This is a genomic window from Roseobacter sp., assembly GCF_039970775.1.
GTDB lineage: Bacteria > Pseudomonadota > Alphaproteobacteria > Rhodobacterales > Rhodobacteraceae > Roseobacter.
This window is the reverse complement of record NZ_JBDVLG010000022.1, coordinates 32458-47993: the sequence shown is the minus strand read 5'-3', so window position 1 is coordinate 47993 and position 15536 is coordinate 32458. Positions and strand designations below refer to the sequence as shown.

At 60.1% G+C, this 15536-nt stretch carries 18 protein-coding genes; 11 read left to right on the top strand and 7 right to left on the bottom strand.

Annotated elements, in window-relative coordinates:
• Nucleotide 1: 1 nt before the first annotated feature.
• Both ABJH13_RS04615 and ABJH13_RS04610 read right to left on the bottom strand, forming a co-directional pair.
• Nucleotides 2-601 carry an ABC transporter substrate-binding protein gene (locus ABJH13_RS04615; protein WP_348405043.1) on the bottom strand — a complete coding sequence of 200 codons (600 nt, stop codon included), beginning with the start codon at nt 599-601 and terminating at the stop codon, nt 2-4.
• Nucleotides 591-1370 carry a VacJ family lipoprotein gene (locus ABJH13_RS04610; protein WP_348405042.1) on the bottom strand — a complete coding sequence of 260 codons (780 nt, stop codon included), beginning with the start codon at nt 1368-1370 and terminating at the stop codon, nt 591-593. Before ABJH13_RS04610 ends, ABJH13_RS04615 begins: the two co-directional genes overlap by 11 nt.
• A 379-nt stretch (nt 1371-1749) precedes the next feature.
• Here ABJH13_RS04610 and ABJH13_RS04605 point away from each other — a divergent pair, with 379 nt between their 5' ends.
• Genes ABJH13_RS04605 through ABJH13_RS04585 form a run of 5 tightly spaced genes read left to right on the top strand, consistent with a single transcriptional unit; the run spans nt 1750 to nt 5354 of the window.
• Nucleotides 1750-2208 (top strand): RidA family protein, encoded by a 459-nt coding sequence (locus tag ABJH13_RS04605; RefSeq protein WP_348405041.1) that lies wholly within the window; start codon nt 1750-1752, stop codon nt 2206-2208.
• Complete coding sequence (locus ABJH13_RS04600; protein ID WP_348405040.1) at nt 2205-2972, top strand: glycerophosphodiester phosphodiesterase family protein; 768 nt, start codon at nt 2205-2207, stop codon at nt 2970-2972. The genes ABJH13_RS04605 and ABJH13_RS04600 overlap by 4 nt, the downstream gene beginning before the upstream one ends.
• A gap of 49 nt (nt 2973-3021) precedes the next feature.
• Nucleotides 3022-4209 carry a GNAT family N-acetyltransferase gene (locus tag ABJH13_RS04595; RefSeq protein WP_348405039.1) on the top strand — a complete coding sequence of 396 codons (1188 nt, stop codon included), beginning with the start codon at nt 3022-3024 and terminating at the stop codon, nt 4207-4209.
• Nucleotides 4206-4502 carry a 4a-hydroxytetrahydrobiopterin dehydratase gene (locus ABJH13_RS04590; RefSeq protein WP_348405038.1) on the top strand — a complete coding sequence of 99 codons (297 nt, stop codon included), beginning with the start codon at nt 4206-4208 and terminating at the stop codon, nt 4500-4502. Before ABJH13_RS04595 ends, ABJH13_RS04590 begins: the two co-directional genes overlap by 4 nt.
• Nucleotides 4503-4505: 3 nt before the next feature.
• Nucleotides 4506-5354, top strand: a complete 849-nt coding sequence (locus tag ABJH13_RS04585; RefSeq protein WP_348405037.1) for a mechanosensitive ion channel domain-containing protein — start codon at nt 4506-4508, stop codon at nt 5352-5354.
• Nucleotides 5355-5393: 39 nt separating this feature from the next.
• Here the strand turns inward: ABJH13_RS04585 and ABJH13_RS04580 are convergent, their stop codons facing one another.
• On the bottom strand, nt 5394-5882 hold the full coding sequence (locus ABJH13_RS04580) for a peroxiredoxin (RefSeq protein ID WP_348405036.1): 489 nt from the start codon (nt 5880-5882) through the stop codon (nt 5394-5396).
• 96 nt (nt 5883-5978) lie between these two features.
• Here ABJH13_RS04580 and ABJH13_RS04575 point away from each other — a divergent pair, with 96 nt between their 5' ends.
• Nucleotides 5979-7187: an FAD-dependent oxidoreductase gene (locus ABJH13_RS04575; RefSeq protein WP_348405035.1), complete on the top strand. Its 1209-nt coding sequence runs from the start codon at nt 5979-5981 to the stop codon at nt 7185-7187.
• Nucleotides 7184-7741 carry a 16S rRNA (guanine(966)-N(2))-methyltransferase RsmD gene (rsmD, locus tag ABJH13_RS04570; protein WP_348405034.1) on the top strand — a complete coding sequence of 186 codons (558 nt, stop codon included), beginning with the start codon at nt 7184-7186 and terminating at the stop codon, nt 7739-7741. Before ABJH13_RS04575 ends, rsmD begins: the two co-directional genes overlap by 4 nt.
• 39 nt (nt 7742-7780) lie before the next feature.
• Here rsmD and map read toward each other — a convergent pair whose 3' ends face one another.
• Together map and sfsA are read right to left on the bottom strand one after the other, a co-directional pair.
• Nucleotides 7781-8599 carry a type I methionyl aminopeptidase gene (gene map, locus ABJH13_RS04565; RefSeq protein ID WP_348405033.1) on the bottom strand — a complete coding sequence of 273 codons (819 nt, stop codon included), beginning with the start codon at nt 8597-8599 and terminating at the stop codon, nt 7781-7783.
• Between the two features lie 67 nt (nt 8600-8666).
• Entirely contained in the window at nt 8667-9374 is a 708-nt protein-coding gene (gene sfsA / locus ABJH13_RS04560; RefSeq protein ID WP_348405032.1) for a DNA/RNA nuclease SfsA, read from the bottom strand.
• 50 nt (nt 9375-9424) lie between these two features.
• Between sfsA and ABJH13_RS04555 the strand changes: the two genes are divergently transcribed.
• Genes ABJH13_RS04555 through ABJH13_RS04540 form a run of 4 tightly spaced genes read left to right on the top strand, consistent with a single transcriptional unit; the run spans nt 9425 to nt 12369 of the window.
• The gene (locus ABJH13_RS04555; RefSeq protein WP_348405031.1) at nt 9425-10150 is read left to right on the top strand and encodes a molybdopterin-binding protein; all 726 of its coding nucleotides are present in this window, start codon (nt 9425-9427) and stop codon (nt 10148-10150) included.
• Nucleotides 10147-10881, top strand: coding sequence for a GNAT family N-acetyltransferase (locus tag ABJH13_RS04550; protein WP_348405030.1), 735 nt, complete (start codon nt 10147-10149; stop codon nt 10879-10881). Before ABJH13_RS04555 ends, ABJH13_RS04550 begins: the two co-directional genes overlap by 4 nt.
• Nucleotides 10874-11446, top strand: a complete 573-nt coding sequence (locus tag ABJH13_RS04545; RefSeq protein WP_348405029.1) for a peroxidase-related enzyme — start codon at nt 10874-10876, stop codon at nt 11444-11446. The genes ABJH13_RS04550 and ABJH13_RS04545 overlap by 8 nt, the downstream gene beginning before the upstream one ends.
• Nucleotides 11443-12369: an OmpA family protein gene (locus tag ABJH13_RS04540; RefSeq protein ID WP_348405028.1), complete on the top strand. Its 927-nt coding sequence runs from the start codon at nt 11443-11445 to the stop codon at nt 12367-12369. Before ABJH13_RS04545 ends, ABJH13_RS04540 begins: the two co-directional genes overlap by 4 nt.
• Nucleotides 12370-12388: 19 nt before the next feature.
• On the opposite strand, the gene ABJH13_RS04535 is transcribed toward ABJH13_RS04540, so the two are convergent.
• Both ABJH13_RS04535 and ABJH13_RS04530 read right to left on the bottom strand, forming a co-directional pair.
• The gene (locus ABJH13_RS04535) at nt 12389-13294 is read right to left on the bottom strand and encodes a LysR family transcriptional regulator (RefSeq protein ID WP_348405027.1); all 906 of its coding nucleotides are present in this window, start codon (nt 13292-13294) and stop codon (nt 12389-12391) included.
• A gap of 146 nt (nt 13295-13440) precedes the next feature.
• Entirely contained in the window at nt 13441-15468 is a 2028-nt protein-coding gene (locus tag ABJH13_RS04530) for an NADPH-dependent 2,4-dienoyl-CoA reductase (RefSeq protein ID WP_348405026.1), read from the bottom strand.
• Between the last annotated feature and the right edge of the window lie 68 nt (nt 15469-15536).

Genomic DNA, 15536 nt, shown 5'->3' with positions numbered 1-15536 from the left:
GTCAGCCTGCCTTTTTAAGGTCTGCGATCATCGCGTTGATGTTGCCGCCGCGGCGGTCCAACAGCGCGCCAATCTCACCGCGTTCGGTCAACAGCAGGTTCACGCCTTCAATATAGATGTTGAAGAGCTTGTCGCTGCCGGATTTGTCCGACACGTGGAACGCGACTTCGAACGGGCCTTCGCCACCCAAAAACGCGCGGGTGTGAACTTCATACCCGGCTTTGATCGGGCGGGCAGATTTCACTTCGATGCGGCCACCGATGAATTCGCGGAATTGCTTGCCGTATTTGCGCGCAATATACGATGTGAACGCATCGTTGAAGGCGCGCTTTTGCGACGCGCTGGCGGACCGGCCATCGGCACCCAACGCATATTGCGCCATGATTTTCACGTCTGCGTAACGTACGAACAGCTTTTCGAATTCACGCAGGATTGCGGTGTCTGATTTTCCTGAAGTGATGACGCGGTCGATGTCTGTCACGACCTTGTCAACCAGTTGCCGTGCGCCGTTTTCGGTTAGCGCAGCGGCAGGGCTTGCAGCGATCAAAGAGAAAGCTGCGGCACTCAGAAAGGTATCTCGGCGGGTGAGATTACTGGGCATAGGGATCCTCGTATGGGTCTGCTGAAAAGGGATCGATCTCAGCTTCTTGTCCGTCACCTAATTCAAACCGACGGTTTTGCAGGTAGATCGAGCGGGATTGTGCGTAGCTGTCTGCACTGTCGTACAAAACAGAATCGATGGTGTCTGTGAACTTTTCACGGTCGTTCACAGCGGCCGCGCCCGCAGCGGTGGGCGGGATGCGCCGTGCGTCGCCATCAAGGGTATTCAGGGTCAGCGGGTTGGTGAAAAAGTCCACAACCAGCCCGACCGTATCACGTTGGGTCGATGGGCCAAACACGGGCAATTCGACATAGGCGCCTTCGCCAGTCCCCCAAACAGCCAGCGTTTCGCCAAAATCTGTTGTGTGTGCGGGGATATGCAATTCGGTGGCGGGGTCAAAGAAACCGCCCAGTCCCAGCGTGGTGTTCATCACAAAGCGAACCGTCGCCAGACCGGTGCCGCGCAAGTCGCCCTGAAGCAAGCTGTTGACCGCAACGCCGGGCATCGACAGGTTCTCGGAGAAATTGTTTACAGTGTTACGGACTTCGACAGGCACAACGCCATAGGCCTGAGACACTGGCCGGACGATGTTTTTATCCAGACCTTTGTTAAAGCCATGCACCTTCCGGTTTTGCGTCTCGTAGGGGTCATTGACCCCATTCGCACGCGTGGCGACGTCCTGGGATGTCGCACAGGCGCCAAGCGCAAGGGCGGTCATAAGAGCGAGACATGGCCGGGCAACAGCCTTGGAGTTTTGAAAAGCGGGCACGGGCATCATCCTGTGAATGAACATTGTGATATCGTTAGCGGTACGGCGTGATGCCCAAAGGGCGGTATTGTGGTATTTTCGTGATTTCCGCACGAAAGGTCGCGTAAACTTGGTGGTCTTTGGGCTTTATAGTCCAACCTCTGGCGACCTGTTCTGACATGTGACCGGAAAAATGTAAATTCAACCCGTGATGCATATTTACAAAAACTTAACACATTAAAGTGCGTAAATACACTGATCACTGTCGCAGGGCACAGTGTGCGCACATGAAGGGCCGAATTTTGGGCATCTTGGTGCTTGTAGTATGGTATTGGTTGGGCATACTCCGCCGGAATACCTGCAAGAATTTCTTCGCAGATCCATCCAAAAGGACAGCCCTATGACGATCGCTTCTCGCCTCACCGATATGGGTGTTACGTTGCCCGACGCACCTGCACCTGCTGCCAACTATGTGCCGTTTGTGCGGATGGGCAGCACGCTTTATGTGTCGGGTCAGATCTCGGCAGGGCCCGACGGGTTGGTTATTGGCAAACTGGGTGCGGACATGGATGTTGACGCAGGCGCGGCAGCGGCCAAGCTATGTGCGATTGGCCTGTTGGCGCAAGTCAAAGCTGCGTGTGGTGGCGATATCGATGGGCTGGCACGGGTGGTCAAATTGACCGGCTTTGTGAATTCTACGGCAGATTTCACCGACCAGCCCAAAGTGATCAACGGCGCATCCGACTTTTTGGTAGACGCCTTGGGTGACGTGGGCGCGCACGCCCGGTCTGCGGTATCTGCGGCATCATTGCCATTGGGTGTTGCGGTCGAAATCGAAGGCATTTTCGAACTGAAATGACACCACGGCTTTCTGATGTCTTCTTGACGACGCCCTTAGCCCATCGTGCGCTTCATGATGTCACCGACGGGCGGCCCGAAAACAGCCGCGCGGCGGTGCGGGCTGCGATTGCCGCAGGCTACGGCATAGAGATCGACCTACAAATGAGCGCCGATGCACAGGCCATGGTGTTCCATGACTACGCATTGGAACGTCTGGCCAAAGCCACGGGGCCCGTGCGGGATCTGACAGCGCGTGCGTTGTCGGATGTGCCGCTGCGGGGCGGTGATGAGGGGATCCCGGATCTTGCGGAAATCCTATCGTTGGTTGATGGGCAGGTGCCCCTGCTGATCGAAATCAAGGATCAAGATGGGGCCATGGGCACCAATATCGGCGCGCTAGACGCCGCCGTGGCCGCCGCGTTGCGCGGGTACGACGGGCCTGTCGCTGTGATGTCGTTCAACCCACATACGGTGATGCGTATGGCAGAACTTTGCCCGGATGTGCCCCGTGGGATGGTCAGTGACGCCTACAGCGCTGATCATTGGGCGTTGCCCGAAGACCTGCGCGGCCATTTGCGGACCATCCCGTATTACGACAGCGCAGGGTGTAGTTTTATCAGCCACAACTGGCGTGATCTGGGGCGCCCCCGTGTGGCCGAACTGAAGGCGCAAGGCGCTGACATTTTGTGCTGGACGGTGAAATCGCCCGCAGACGAAGCACAAGCCCGTGAGGTTGCGCAAAATATCACGTTTGAACAATATCTGGCGCCGCATTCGGCTTGATCCTGCGCGGCGGGGCTACAGGTAAGGTGGCAAGCAGAGGTGACGGGATATGCACGAACACGACATCGAAATTACGATACTGCCGTCGCTGCGCGACATTGACGCCAGCGATTGGGACGCATGCGCCTGCCCCGAAGCCGCCGGTGGTGCGCGCCCGGTGGATCCGTTCACGACGTACCGGTTCCTGCGTGCGCTCGAAGACAGCGGGTCGGTTGGGCCGGGCACAGGGTGGCAGCCACAATACCTGACGGCACGGGCGGAGGGCCAGTTGATTGCCGTCGCGCCGATGTACGCCAAATCGCACAGTCAGGGCGAATATATCTTTGACCACAATTGGGCCCATGCCTACGAACGCGCAGGCGGGCGGTATTACCCCAAACTGCAGATGGCAGTGCCGCATACGCCCGCAACAGGGCGGCGGTTGTTGGCGCGTCCGGGGTTTGAAGAAACAGGACCTGCCGCATTGATCCAAGGCGCCGTGCAGCTGGCCGATAACAACAACCTGTCGTCGCTGCACCTGACGTTTTGCACCCAAGCAGAGGCCGCACGCGGTGCTGAAATGGGCCTGATGCAGCGCAAAACCCAACAGTTCCACTGGCTCAACGACGGGTATGCGGATTTTGACGGGTTCCTTGCCAGCCTCAGTTCGCGCAAACGCAAAAACATCCGCAAAGAACGTCAGAAGGCGCAGGCGTTTGGCGGTACCATCCACACCTTTACCGGCGATGATTTGCAGCCGGAACATTGGGATGCCTTCTGGCGGTTCTACCAAGACACCGGCGCGCGCAAATGGGGCACCCCGTACCTGACGCGGCCGTTTTTCGACATTGCGCAGGACCAGTTGCGCGATGATATCGCGCTGGTTTTGGCTGAACGTGACGGGTGTTGGGTCGCCGGGGCGCTGAATTTCATTGGGGCAGAGGCGCTATATGGCCGGTATTGGGGCTGCACAGAGCATCATCCTTGCCTGCACTTTGAGCTATGTTACTACCGCGCGATTGATATCGCGATTGCACAGGGTCTGTTGCGGGTCGAAGCCGGCGCACAAGGCGAACACAAACTGGCGCGCGGGTATTTGCCCCGCCCGACTTGGTCGTTGCATTGGGTGAATGACGCGGGCTTTGCCGATGCCATCGGCGCCTACCTCAAGGCCGAACGCGATGCGGTTGACGAAGAGATCAGCGTGCTAACGGAATACGGCCCCTTCAAGCGGGCCGAAGTTGAGGAACAAGAATGACAGAAAGACTGAGCGCGGAAACCCGTGGGCCCCTGTTAGACCCGCTTTTTGCGGCCGGGTGGCAGATGCTCGAGGGGCGCGACGCCATCACCAAGACCTACGAATTCAGGAATTTCATAGAGGCCTTTGGCTGGATGACACGCGTCGCAATCTGGGCCGAAAAATGGGACCACCACCCCGAATGGCACAACGTCTACAAAACGGTCAACGTGGTGCTAAGCACCCATGACGTTGGCGGTCTGAGCACGCTCGACGCAAAGCTGGCGCGCAAAATGGACGGGTTGTCGGAGTAAACAATGCAAAACCTACTACAAACTGAAATCTGGCAGGGCAAAACCCTCGCGGATCTTCTGACGCTTGATTTTCTTGTGGGTGCGGCGGGGTCTGCATTGGCGGCCATCGGCATCTTGGTGATCGGCTGGGTCGTATCTGCGTGGTTGCAGCGCCGGGTGCGCAACCTTGGCCGCCGGAACAAACATCTCGATGATATGTTGTTTGATTTCCTGTCGTCCATTGTGCGGTACGTGGTGCTGGGGTTCACGGTTTTGTTCGTGCTCAACACCTTTGGTGTGCAGACCACATCTGTGGTCGCGGTTATTGGTGCGGCGGGTCTGGCCATTGGTCTGGCGTTGCAGGGCACGCTGTCGAATGTGGCGGCGGGCGTGATGCTGATCTTGTTCCGGCCTATCAAACTGGGCGATTTCGTCGAGGTCGGCGGCAAGATGGGCACAATCAAAGCGATCACCTTGAATTTCACCGAACTGGCAGATGTCAGCAACGTTCAGGTGATCATCCCCAACTCTGAGGTCTGGGGCAATGTGATCACCAACTATTCGACCAACGACAAACGCCGCGCCGAATGGACCTTTGGCGTAGGCTACGGTGTGAACCTCGCCGATGCTGAACGCATTATCCGCGATACAATCATGGCTGATCCGCGGTCAAAGCCCGTGCCCGAACCGTTCATTCAGGTCAATAATCTGGGCGAAAGTTCGGTTGATTTTCTGGTGCGTGTCTGGGTCGATGCGCCTGAATTCTTTGTGTATCAGGCCGACATTAAACGCGCCGTCAAAGAGGCGTTGGACACCGGTGGGATCGATATCCCATTCCCGACGCGCACCATTGTGCAGGCCAACGTGGCGTGATCAAATGGGCCCGGCCGGCAACCCGCCGGGCCCTGTCGTTTACATGTTTGCCAGCAGGGCTTCGCCCGCGGATACTTCGCAGGTGCCGGGGCTTTCTTCGGGCTGCAACAATGTGACTGTGCCGTCTTCGACCAACATAGCGTACCGTTTGGAGCGCGCCATCAGGCCTGCCGGTGGGGCGTCAAAATCCATGCCGATGGCCTTGGTAAAGCTGCTGTCCGCGTCGCCCAACATGGTGATGCCTGCCTCGGTTGCGCCCGTGGCCTCGCCCCATGATTTCATCACAAACGGGTCATTGACCGACACGCAGATGATCTCATCCACGCCTTTTGCGTCGAAATCACCTTTGGTGCGGATGAAACTGGGCACATGCGCGGAATGGCACGTAGGCGTATAAGCGCCGGGTACCGCAAAGATCACGACCTTGCGGCCCTTGGTTTTATCCGCCAAAGACACCTGCGCAGGCCCCTCGGCACCAAGTTCTATCAAAGTTGCTTGGGGAAGTTGATCGCCCTGTGAGATCGTCATGTGCTACGCCTTTCTAGCAATTGCGTTTGTTCTTGCCGTGGATATAGGGTGCAGCCGGGTCTGAGACCAGAAAATTCAGTGCAGGTAGGGGGCGACATGCGCCATATTATCGTTATCGGGGCAGGGCAGGCAGGGTCGTCTTGTGTGGCCAAGTTGCGCAACAGCGGATGTACCGACCGCATCACGCTGGTGGGTGCCGAAACGGTACCGCCCTATCAACGCCCGCCCTTGTCCAAGGCCTACTTGATGCAAGAGATGACGTTAGAGCGCATGTTTCTGCGGCCAGAGACATTTTACACCGACAATGACGTGACCTTGCGGTTGGGCGCGGCGGTGTCGGCCATTGATGCAGACGCGCAGACCGTGACCGTGGGCGATGATGTGCTGCGCTATGATGATCTGGTGCTGACCACCGGGTCGGTGCCAAACCGCCTGCCTGCCAGCATTGGTGGGGATCTGGACGGTGTCTTTGTCGTCCGCGATTTGCTGGATGTCGATACAATGGCCCCGCGGTTTACGCCGGGAAAACGCGTGCTCATCGTGGGCGGCGGGTACATCGGGCTAGAGGCCGCATCGGTCGCGGCCAAGCTGGGTCTTGAGGTCACATTGGTGGAAATGTCCGACCGCATCCTGCAACGGGTCGCAGCCCCCCAAACCAGCGATTATTTCCGGGCGCTGCATTCAGACAAGGGTGTCACGATCCTCGAGGGGGTCGGTCTGCAACGTCTGACAGGCACGGGGGCCGTCAGCGGCGCGGTCTTGAGCGATGGCCGCGAACTAGACGTTGATTTTGTGATCGCCGGTGTGGGTATCGCGCCTGCCACGGCACTGGCCGAGGCGGCAGGTGTCGCGTTGAACAATGGCATCGCGGTGGATGCGCAGGGCCGCACCTCTGATCCGCACATCTGGGCGGCGGGCGATTGCACGTCCTTTCCCTATCAAGGCGGGCGGATCCGGCTGGAAAGCGTGCCCAACGCGATTGATCAGGCCGAGGTAGTTGCCGAAAACATCATGGGCGCGGGCAAAGACTACATCGCAAAGCCGTGGTTTTGGTCTGACCAATATGACGTCAAATTGCAGATCGCAGGTCTAAATACCGGCTATACGGACGTGGTCAGCCGCATTGGCGCGGGGCAGACGGCGTCGTTTTGGTACTACCGTGATGGCGCGTTGCTGGCGGTGGACGCAATGAACGACCCGCGCGCCTATATGATCGGCAAACGCCTGATCGAGGCGGGCAAAACCGCCGATCCGGCCATGGTCGCCGACCCAGAGACCGACCTTAAACCGTTGCTCAAGGCGTGAGGATCATCGCGGGGCAGTATCGCGGCACGGCGCTGGCCAGCGTTGGCAAGGGCGACACCGCCGCGCATTTGCGCCCCACAACTGACCGCGTCCGCGAGAGCCTGTTCAGCGTGCTGACCCATCACGACGTGCTGGAGAACGCGCGCGTGTTGGATCTGTTTGCGGGCACAGGCGCGTTGGGCCTAGAGGCGCTGTCGCGGGGGGCAGAACACGTCTGTCTGGTCGATGACGGCCGCGTGGCGCTGGGGCTGATCCGTCAGAACATCGCAAAACTACGGGCCGAGCCGCAGACTGACATCATAAAACGGGACGCACTGCGGTTGCCGCCGTGCCAAACCGCGCCCTTCGATCTGGTCTTTCTTGATCCTCCTTATGGCAAGGATATGGGGCAAAAGGCGCTGGCCGTGGCGCAAGCCGGGGGGTGGTTGACCGCCGAGGCGTTTGTCGTCTGGGAAGAGACCCGCCCCATGCAGCCGCCAGACGGGTTTACCCTGCTGGACCACCGCCGCTATGGCGATACCCATGTGACGTTGCTGGCGCAGACGGCTGTTTGACACGGCGGTCCGTGTCGGGGCTGTATCAAACAGCCCTGATTATTCTGCGGGATAGGTCGGGTGATACCGACCGCCGGGGGATAGGGTGAAGATCTCGGCACCGGTCGCCGTCACCCCAATGGAATGTTCAAACTGCGCTGACAGCGACTTGTCGCGGGTCACGGCTGTCCAGTCATCGGCGAGGGTTTTGGTTTCGGGGCGGCCCAGGTTCACCATGGGTTCGATGGTGAAAAACATGCCCTCTTCCAGCACAGCAGCCGTGCCCGGACGCCCGTAGTGCAAGACGTTGGGCGGCGCATGAAACACCCGCCCCAACCCGTGGCCGCAGAAATCGCGCACAACCGACATGCGGTGGGCCTCTGCATAGGTCTGGATGGCGTGGCCGATGTCACCAAAGGTGTTGCCGGGTTTCACCGCCTCGATGCCCAGCATCAGCGCGTCGTGGGTGACTTGGATCAGACGTTCGGCTTTGCGCGGCAATTTGCCCGCCACATACATGCGGCTTGTGTCGCCAAACCATCCATCCACGATCACGGTCACGTCGATGTTCAGGATGTCGCCATCCTTGAGGCGCTTGTCGCTGGGGATGCCGTGACACACCACGTGGTTCACCGAAATACAGCTGGCGTGTTTGTAGCCCTTGTAGCCGATGGTGGCCGAGGTCGCGCCTGCGTCTTCGACCATCTGGGTGATCGCGGCATCAATGGCCGTTGTGGTTTGGCCCACAAAAACTAGGGGTGCGACATCGTCAAGGATGCGTGCGGCCAACGCTCCCGCGGCATGCATACCTGCGAAATCGGCCGGGTCGTAAATACGTATGCCGTCTTTGGTGTGGCGGCCGCGATGATCTTCGTCCACGAAAGTGCTCCGTCGTGACTGTTTGACGCGCTTGTACCGCGCATGATCCCCAAGGGCCAGAGGGCGTTCAGGGTAGGTGAATAACGGTATCCGCAAGCGTGATGCCCGTGGGACAGATATTGGTGCGATAACACAAAGTTTCAACGCCTTCGTTGCAGGCGGCGCGATAGGCGGCGGCATAGGCCGGGTCGATATCGCCCGCAAGCGCAAAGCGGTCGCAATCTGTGCGTTGCAGCAGATAGAACATGACGGCCCGGTGGCCTGCCTGCACCATGCGGGTCAGTTCGTGCAAATGTTTCGCCCCGCGCGCGGTGACGCTGTCGGGGAATTCCGCAAGGCCCGGCTGGCGCGATAGGGTGACGCTTTTGACCTCGACGTAGACGTCGGGCAGGCTGTCTTGCTGCAACAGGAAATCGATCCGGCTGTTTTCGCCGTATTTGACCTCGGGGCGGACGGTTTTATAGGCGGTCAGCTCTGGCACGGCCTGTTGTTCTAACGCCGCCCGCATCAGCCTGTTGGGCAATGCGGTATCCACACCAGTGAAATGCCCCGCGTCGTCTTCGACCAACCGCCAGCCGTATTTTAGTTTCTTTTTGGGATCGTCGTTGGGTTCCAGCCACACCCGCGTGCCGGGTTCGGCCAAACCCATCATCGATCCGGGGTTGGCGCAATGGGCGGTGATCTCGGCCCCGGTACTGTCTAACACACAATCGGCCAGAAACCGTTTGTAGCGGCGGGTCAGGCGGGCGGGGACAAGTTCGGTTTGAAAGCGCATGACCCCGCGTCTATACCTGCGCTCAACCGAGACGCAAGGAAAGCCACGCAATGTCCAATCCTACCGCCGCCATGTTGGTCATCGGAGACGAGATCTTATCGGGGCGCACCCGCGACGCCAATATGTACCATCTGGCGGGCCAACTGACCAACGCCGGGATCGACCTGACCGAGGTCCGCGTGGTCAGCGACGACAAAGACGCCATCATCGCCGCCGTGCAGACGTTGTCGGGTGCCTATGACGTTGTGTTCACCAGCGGCGGGATTGGCCCCACCCATGACGATATCACCGCCGATTGTATCGCCGCCGCGTTTGGCGTCGCGATTGACGTGCGCGATGATGCCCGCGCGATTTTGCAGGCCCGTTATGACGCCGCCGGCACGGAAATGAACGCCGCGCGCCTGCGTATGGCGCGCATTCCCGCAGGGGCCACGTTGATCGACAATCCGGTGTCGGGTGCGCCCGGCTTTACGGTGGAAAACGTGCATGTGATGGCGGGTGTTCCATCGGTGTTTGTTGCGATGGTAGAAAGCGTGCTGCCCACGCTGGCCGGGGGGGCACCGTTGGTGTCTGAAACCCTGCGGATCGAACGGGGTGAGGGCGAGATCGCAGGGCCGCTGGGGGCGCTGGCCGCAGAGTACCCGATGTTGAGCATGGGGTCCTATCCGTTCACCCAAAAGGACGGTGGCTATGGGGCCAATATCGTCATTCGCGGGGTTGATGCCGATTTGGTGCGCCGGGCCCACGACCAACTGGCCGCGATCTTTCCGGCATGACGGTACCGGCGCTCTTTGCGGCGGTGGATGCAACCTGGCCTGCGGCTGGATATTGCGAAAACGGCCCGTGGTTGTTGCGTGACGGGCAGGGCGGCGGCAAGCGCGTCTCTGCGGCGTCAGCACTGGCAGGTGCGACGGCCGCCGACATCCCACAGGCCGAAGCGGCCATGCGCGCACGGGGCCAAGGCCTGCTGTTTACCCTGCGCCCGGATCAGACCGACTTGGATACAGCATTGGCCGCGCGTGGCTATGATATCGTCGATCCGGTGAACCTGTATATCGCCCCTGTGACCGCGTTGACGGATGTGGCCATTCCACCGGTGACGGCGTTTTGCGTCTGGGAACCGCTGGCCATCATGCGCGAAATCTGGGCGGCGGGGGGCATTGGGCCTGCGCGTTTGGCCGTGATGGACCGCGCGGCGCAGAAAACCGGTATTTTGGCCCGCTGGAACGAAAAACCCGCAGGGGTTGGATTTGCGGCCCTGCATACCGATATATGTATGGTGCATGCCGTCGAGGTTCTGGCCAGCCAGCGCCGCCAAGGTGTAGCGCGCTGGATCATGCGGGCGGCGGCGCATTGGGCGCAGGGTCAGGGTGCGCGTCATATTGCGGTGCTGTGTACCCAAGCCAATCACGGTGCCAACCAGCTCTATTCCTCACTGGGCTTTGAGGTGGTGGGGCAGTACCATTACCGCCAAAAAGCCGCACTGGAGACACTCCAAGATGGTTGATACCGCCCTGCCCACCGCTTTGAACCTGCCAATGGTCGACCCGCTGCCTGCGCCCACACAGACATATTTCGACGTCTGCCAGGACAAATTAGGCATGGTCCCCAATGTCTTGCGCGCCTATGCGTTTGATATTGATAAACTGGATGCGTTCACGGCGATGTATAACAACCTGATGTTGGCGCCGTCGGGTCTTAGCAAACTAGACCGCGAGATGATCGCAGTTGTCGTGTCGTCGATCAACAAATGTTTCTACTGTCTGGTTGCTCATGGGGCCGCGGTGCGTGCGTTGTCAGGCGACCCGCAATTGGGCGAGACCTTGGTGATGAACTACCGCGTGGCGGATCTGGACGCGCGCCAACGGGCGATGCTGGATTTCGCCGCACAGATGACAACCGCAAGCGCCACCATAGAAGACCCCCACCGCGCGGCGTTGCGCGACGCAGGGTTCACCGACCACGACATCTGGGACATCGCGAATGTGGCGGGGTTTTTCAACATGACCAACCGCGTGGCCAGCGCCACGGCCATGCGACCCAACGACGACTACCACGCGCAGGCCAGATGACCGCGCGGGCAATGTTCCTTATCGCGGTGCTGTCGTGGGCGGCTGGGGGTGCTTGGGCGCTTGATCTGGCATTGCCATCCGGCGGGCAGATGACCGTGGAACGCGCCACAAAGCTGGATAGCTTTGATGCGCCTGTTGGTGGGTTCGTTGATGGCGCGGTGCCTGGGCTGACCCTTGAGGGGGCCGTGACGCGGCGGGCTTGGCGGCTGGGTGCGCGTGGCCTGACGCCTCTGCAAGTGATGGCCCCTTTGCGCGACCAAATCGAAGCGTTGGGTTACCGGGTCGCGTTTGAATGCGGTGAGGCCTCTTGCGGGGGGTTCGATTTCCGGTTTGCGGTTGAGGTGCTGCCGGGGCCAAATATGTACGTCAACATCGGGGCCTATCGGTATTTGACCGCCTTCAAAGGCCCGCAAGACGCCCCAACCGAAGCGGTAACCGTTTTGGCCAGCACAACAACCGCCTCTGCATATGTGCAGGTGATCCATGCGGGCACGTCGGTTAGGCCGCCGGTTGTTGTGGCACCGGCCACACAACCCGCCCCCTCGGGCAACACGCAGGCTGATCCGTTGGTGGACGGCTATTTGGCGCTGTATGATCTGGATTTCGCGACGGGCACAACGACGCTGGGGCCGGGACCGTTTGCGACGCTGGCGCGACTGGCCGCGCTGTTGACAGATCGCCCAGATCTACGGATCGCGTTGGTCGGGCACACAGACACGGTGGGCGGGCTTGCGCCCAACATTGGTGTGTCGCGGGCCCGTGCGCAGGCGGTAAAGTCACGTCTGGTCGACGAATACGGGATCAACGCCACGCGTCTTGATGCCGAAGGCGTGGGCTACCTTGCGCCGCTCACAACGAATGCCACCCCCGACGGGCGCGACCGCAACCGCCGGGTCGAAGCGGTGGTGTTGGGCACGCAATAGGCCGGTCCGCGGCGGGATGTTACCAGTCAGACGGCCCTTTGTCGGCGAAAACATGCACCAGAAAATCAATGAACGCGCGCACTTTGGGCTGTGTGAAACGCCCCGGCGGGTAGACGGCATAGATCCCTTGGGTCTCAACCGGCAGGTCAGGAATGGCGTCTTCGATCAGCCCCTTTTCCATGGCTTCAGCATACAGAAAGCTGGGCAAATACGCGATCCCCAGGCCGGAAATCGCCGCGTTTAGAAGGGATTGCCCGTCATTGACGCTGAGCCAACCTGCGGTGCGCACTTGGCGTTTCTCGCCCGATGGCGCGGTCAGCTTCCAGACATTCCCTGAGGATTGGTTGGAATAATGCAGCAGCTTGTGATCATTCAGATCGTCGATTTTCTGTGGCCGCCCGTATTTTTCGAAATACGCGGGGCTGGCGATCATACGTTTGGTGGTTTCCGTAAGCTTGCGCGCGCGTAGCGAACTGTCTTCTAACTCGCCGATGCGAATGGCCATATCGAACCCTTCGGAAATGAGCTCTACGTAGCGATTGTTCAGGACCATATTCACGGTGATATCCGGGAAATCCGTCAAGAAATCGCTTAGGACCGGGGACAGGTGGTTGACCCCAAAATCGGTCGCCACCGATATTCGCAAAAGCCCCGAGGGCGCCGTCTGCATAGAGGTCACAAGCGCGTCGGCCTCGCCCGCGTCGTTCAGCACACGGCGGGCGCGATCATAGTAGGCCAGACCGATTTCCGTGGGGTTCACACGCCGTGTTGTGCGGTTCAACAGCCGCACACCCAGACGCGCCTCAAGAGAGGACACGTGCTTGGAGACGGCGGATTTTGAGATCCCCATTTTGCGGGCTGCGTCGGTAAAGCCGCCCTGATCCACGACCGTGGCGAAGGCTTCCATTTCTGTGAGGCGGTCCATCGCCATCCCTTATATCAATATGCTGTTGGCTTATGTAATGCCGGGCAAATTGGGCAAGAACGGGGCAGGGGTGAGACAGTATCGCGTTATTTGGGCGGATCGTTTTGCATGTGGAAACGCCCAAATGCAGGGCGCATCCTGTGTGGTCACAACGTGGCGGCAAGGCGGGTGCCCTGATTAATCGCCCGTTTCGCGTCCAGTTCAGCGGCCACATCTGCGCCGCCGATAACATGACACGGCGTGCCCTGCGCGGCCAACGCCTCGACAAGGCCGCGTTCGGGCAATTGCCCAGCACAGAGCACAATCGTATCGGCTGGGATCAGCGTCGGGTTTTCGCGTGCATCGCCATATGACACCATGATCCCGGCGTCTTCGATACGCTCGTAGCTGACCCCACCTATCATTTTCACGCCCTTCATGGACAGGACGGCGCGGTGGATCCAGCCGGTTGTTTTGCCCAGACGCTTGCCGGGTTTTTCGGCCTTGCGTTGCAACAGCGTGACCTGTCGGGCGGGCGCATTGGGTTGTGGGCCTTCGGGGGCCAGCCCTGCGCGGTGGTCGGCGGGGTCGGCCACGCCCCATTCGCGCATCCAATCTGGTATGCTTTCGGTGGGGCTGGTGCCTGCGTGCACAAGGTATTCGGCCACATCAAACCCGATACCACCCGCACCCACCACCGCCACACGGGGTCCAACCGGGGCCTTGCCGCGCAGCACATCAATATAGCTCAGGACATGGGCGCCGTCTTGGCCGGGGATACCCGGATCACGCGGGGTGACCCCGGTTGCGAGGATCACCTCGTTATATGAGGTCAGGTCGCTGGCGGTGACGCGTTGGCCCAGCCGCAGCGTGATTTTATCGGCGGCCACCATGGTGCGGTACCACGCGACAAGGCCGTGAAATTCCTCTTTGCCGGGGACCTGTTTGGCCATGTTCAACTGACCGCCGATCTCGTCCGATTGATCAAACAGGGTCACTTTGTGCCCACGGTCTGCAGCGGTCATCGCGGCCGACAACCCGGCAGGCCCCGCCCCGACAACGGCGATGTTTTTCGGGGTGGTGGTGGGCGTGATCTGTAGCTCGGTTTCGTAACAGGCGCGGGGGTTCACCAAACATGTGGAAATCTTGCCGCCAAAGGTGTGGTCCAGACAGGCCTGATTGCACGCAATACAGGGGGCGATTTGGTCAGATGCCCCGCGCATTGCCTTGGCCACAAAATCAGCGTCAGCCAACATCGGGCGCGCCATTGACACCATATCGGCGCATCCGTCCGCCAACACACCTTCGGCGACGTCGGGGGTGTTGATCCGGTTGGAGGTGATCACCGGGATTGCCACCTGCCCCATCAGTTTCTTGGTGACCCAGGCAAACGCCGCGCGTGGAACCGATGTTGCGATGGTGGGGATGCGCGCTTCGTGCCAGCCGATGCCGGTGTTGATGATGGTGGCGCCTGCGTGTTCAACCGCCTGCGCCAGTTGCACGACCTCGTCATGGGTGGACCCGTTGGGCACCAGATCGATCATCGATAACCGGTAGATCAGGATGAAATCGGGACCCACAGCCGCGCGCACCCGGCGCACAACCTCGACGGGCAATCGCATCCGGTTTTGATAGGACCCGCCCCAATCGTCGGTGCGCTTGTTGGTGTGGGTGACGAGGAATTGGTTCAGGAAATACCCTTCGGATCCCATGATTTCGACGCCGTCATAGCCTGCCTCGCGGGCACGTTGGGCGCAGGTGACAATATCGGCGATCTGCGTTTCGATCCCGGCGGCATCTAACGAAGTGGGCGCAAACGGCGAAATGGGGGATTTCACCGCAGAGGGGGCCACGCATTTAGGCCCATACGCATAGCGCCCCGCATGCAAGATTTGCATCGCGATCTTGCCGCCTTCGGCATGCACCGCCTGCGTGACCACGCGGTGATTGGCGACATCTTGGTCGCTGACCATCATCGCCGCTCCGGGTAGGACGGACCCTTCGAGGTTGGGGCCAATCCCGCCGGTGACCATCAACGCGACCTGCCCCCGCGCCCGTGCTGCATAAAATTCAGCCACCCGCGCCCAGTCGTGGGTTTCTTCCAGACCGGTGTGCATCGACCCCATCAGCACGCGGTTTTTCAGCGTGGTAAAGCCCAGATCAAGCGGTGCCAGAAGATGCGGATAGTCAGCCATAAGATTTTCCCCCCGGATATGGTTGGCACGAGATCACACGATCAGGTATTGGCTGTCACGTCAAACGC

What these genes read in the sequence shown, in the direction of transcription:
- sfsA (WP_348405032.1), bottom strand. Translation starts at nt 9,374, where the DNA reads ATGCGCTTTCAAACCGAACTTGTCCCCGCCCGCCTGACCCGCCGCTAC.
- ABJH13_RS04540 (WP_348405028.1), top strand. Translation starts at nt 11,443, where the DNA reads ATGACCGCGCGGGCAATGTTCCTTATCGCGGTGCTGTCGTGGGCGGCT.
- ABJH13_RS04605 (WP_348405041.1), top strand. Translation starts at nt 1,750, where the DNA reads ATGACGATCGCTTCTCGCCTCACCGATATGGGTGTTACGTTGCCCGAC.
- ABJH13_RS04575 (WP_348405035.1), top strand. Translation starts at nt 5,979, where the DNA reads ATGCGCCATATTATCGTTATCGGGGCAGGGCAGGCAGGGTCGTCTTGT.
- ABJH13_RS04585 (WP_348405037.1), top strand. Translation starts at nt 4,506, where the DNA reads ATGCAAAACCTACTACAAACTGAAATCTGGCAGGGCAAAACCCTCGCG.
- ABJH13_RS04590 (WP_348405038.1), top strand. Translation starts at nt 4,206, where the DNA reads ATGACAGAAAGACTGAGCGCGGAAACCCGTGGGCCCCTGTTAGACCCG.
- ABJH13_RS04530 (WP_348405026.1), bottom strand. Translation starts at nt 15,468, where the DNA reads ATGGCTGACTATCCGCATCTTCTGGCACCGCTTGATCTGGGCTTTACC.
- ABJH13_RS04580 (WP_348405036.1), bottom strand. Translation starts at nt 5,882, where the DNA reads ATGACGATCTCACAGGGCGATCAACTTCCCCAAGCAACTTTGATAGAA.
- ABJH13_RS04550 (WP_348405030.1), top strand. Translation starts at nt 10,147, where the DNA reads ATGACGGTACCGGCGCTCTTTGCGGCGGTGGATGCAACCTGGCCTGCG.
- ABJH13_RS04600 (WP_348405040.1), top strand. Translation starts at nt 2,205, where the DNA reads ATGACACCACGGCTTTCTGATGTCTTCTTGACGACGCCCTTAGCCCAT.
- ABJH13_RS04555 (WP_348405031.1), top strand. Translation starts at nt 9,425, where the DNA reads ATGTCCAATCCTACCGCCGCCATGTTGGTCATCGGAGACGAGATCTTA.
- ABJH13_RS04595 (WP_348405039.1), top strand. Translation starts at nt 3,022, where the DNA reads ATGCACGAACACGACATCGAAATTACGATACTGCCGTCGCTGCGCGAC.
- ABJH13_RS04535 (WP_348405027.1), bottom strand. Translation starts at nt 13,294, where the DNA reads ATGGACCGCCTCACAGAAATGGAAGCCTTCGCCACGGTCGTGGATCAG.
- ABJH13_RS04545 (WP_348405029.1), top strand. Translation starts at nt 10,874, where the DNA reads ATGGTTGATACCGCCCTGCCCACCGCTTTGAACCTGCCAATGGTCGAC.
- ABJH13_RS04615 (WP_348405043.1), bottom strand. Translation starts at nt 601, where the DNA reads ATGCCCAGTAATCTCACCCGCCGAGATACCTTTCTGAGTGCCGCAGCT.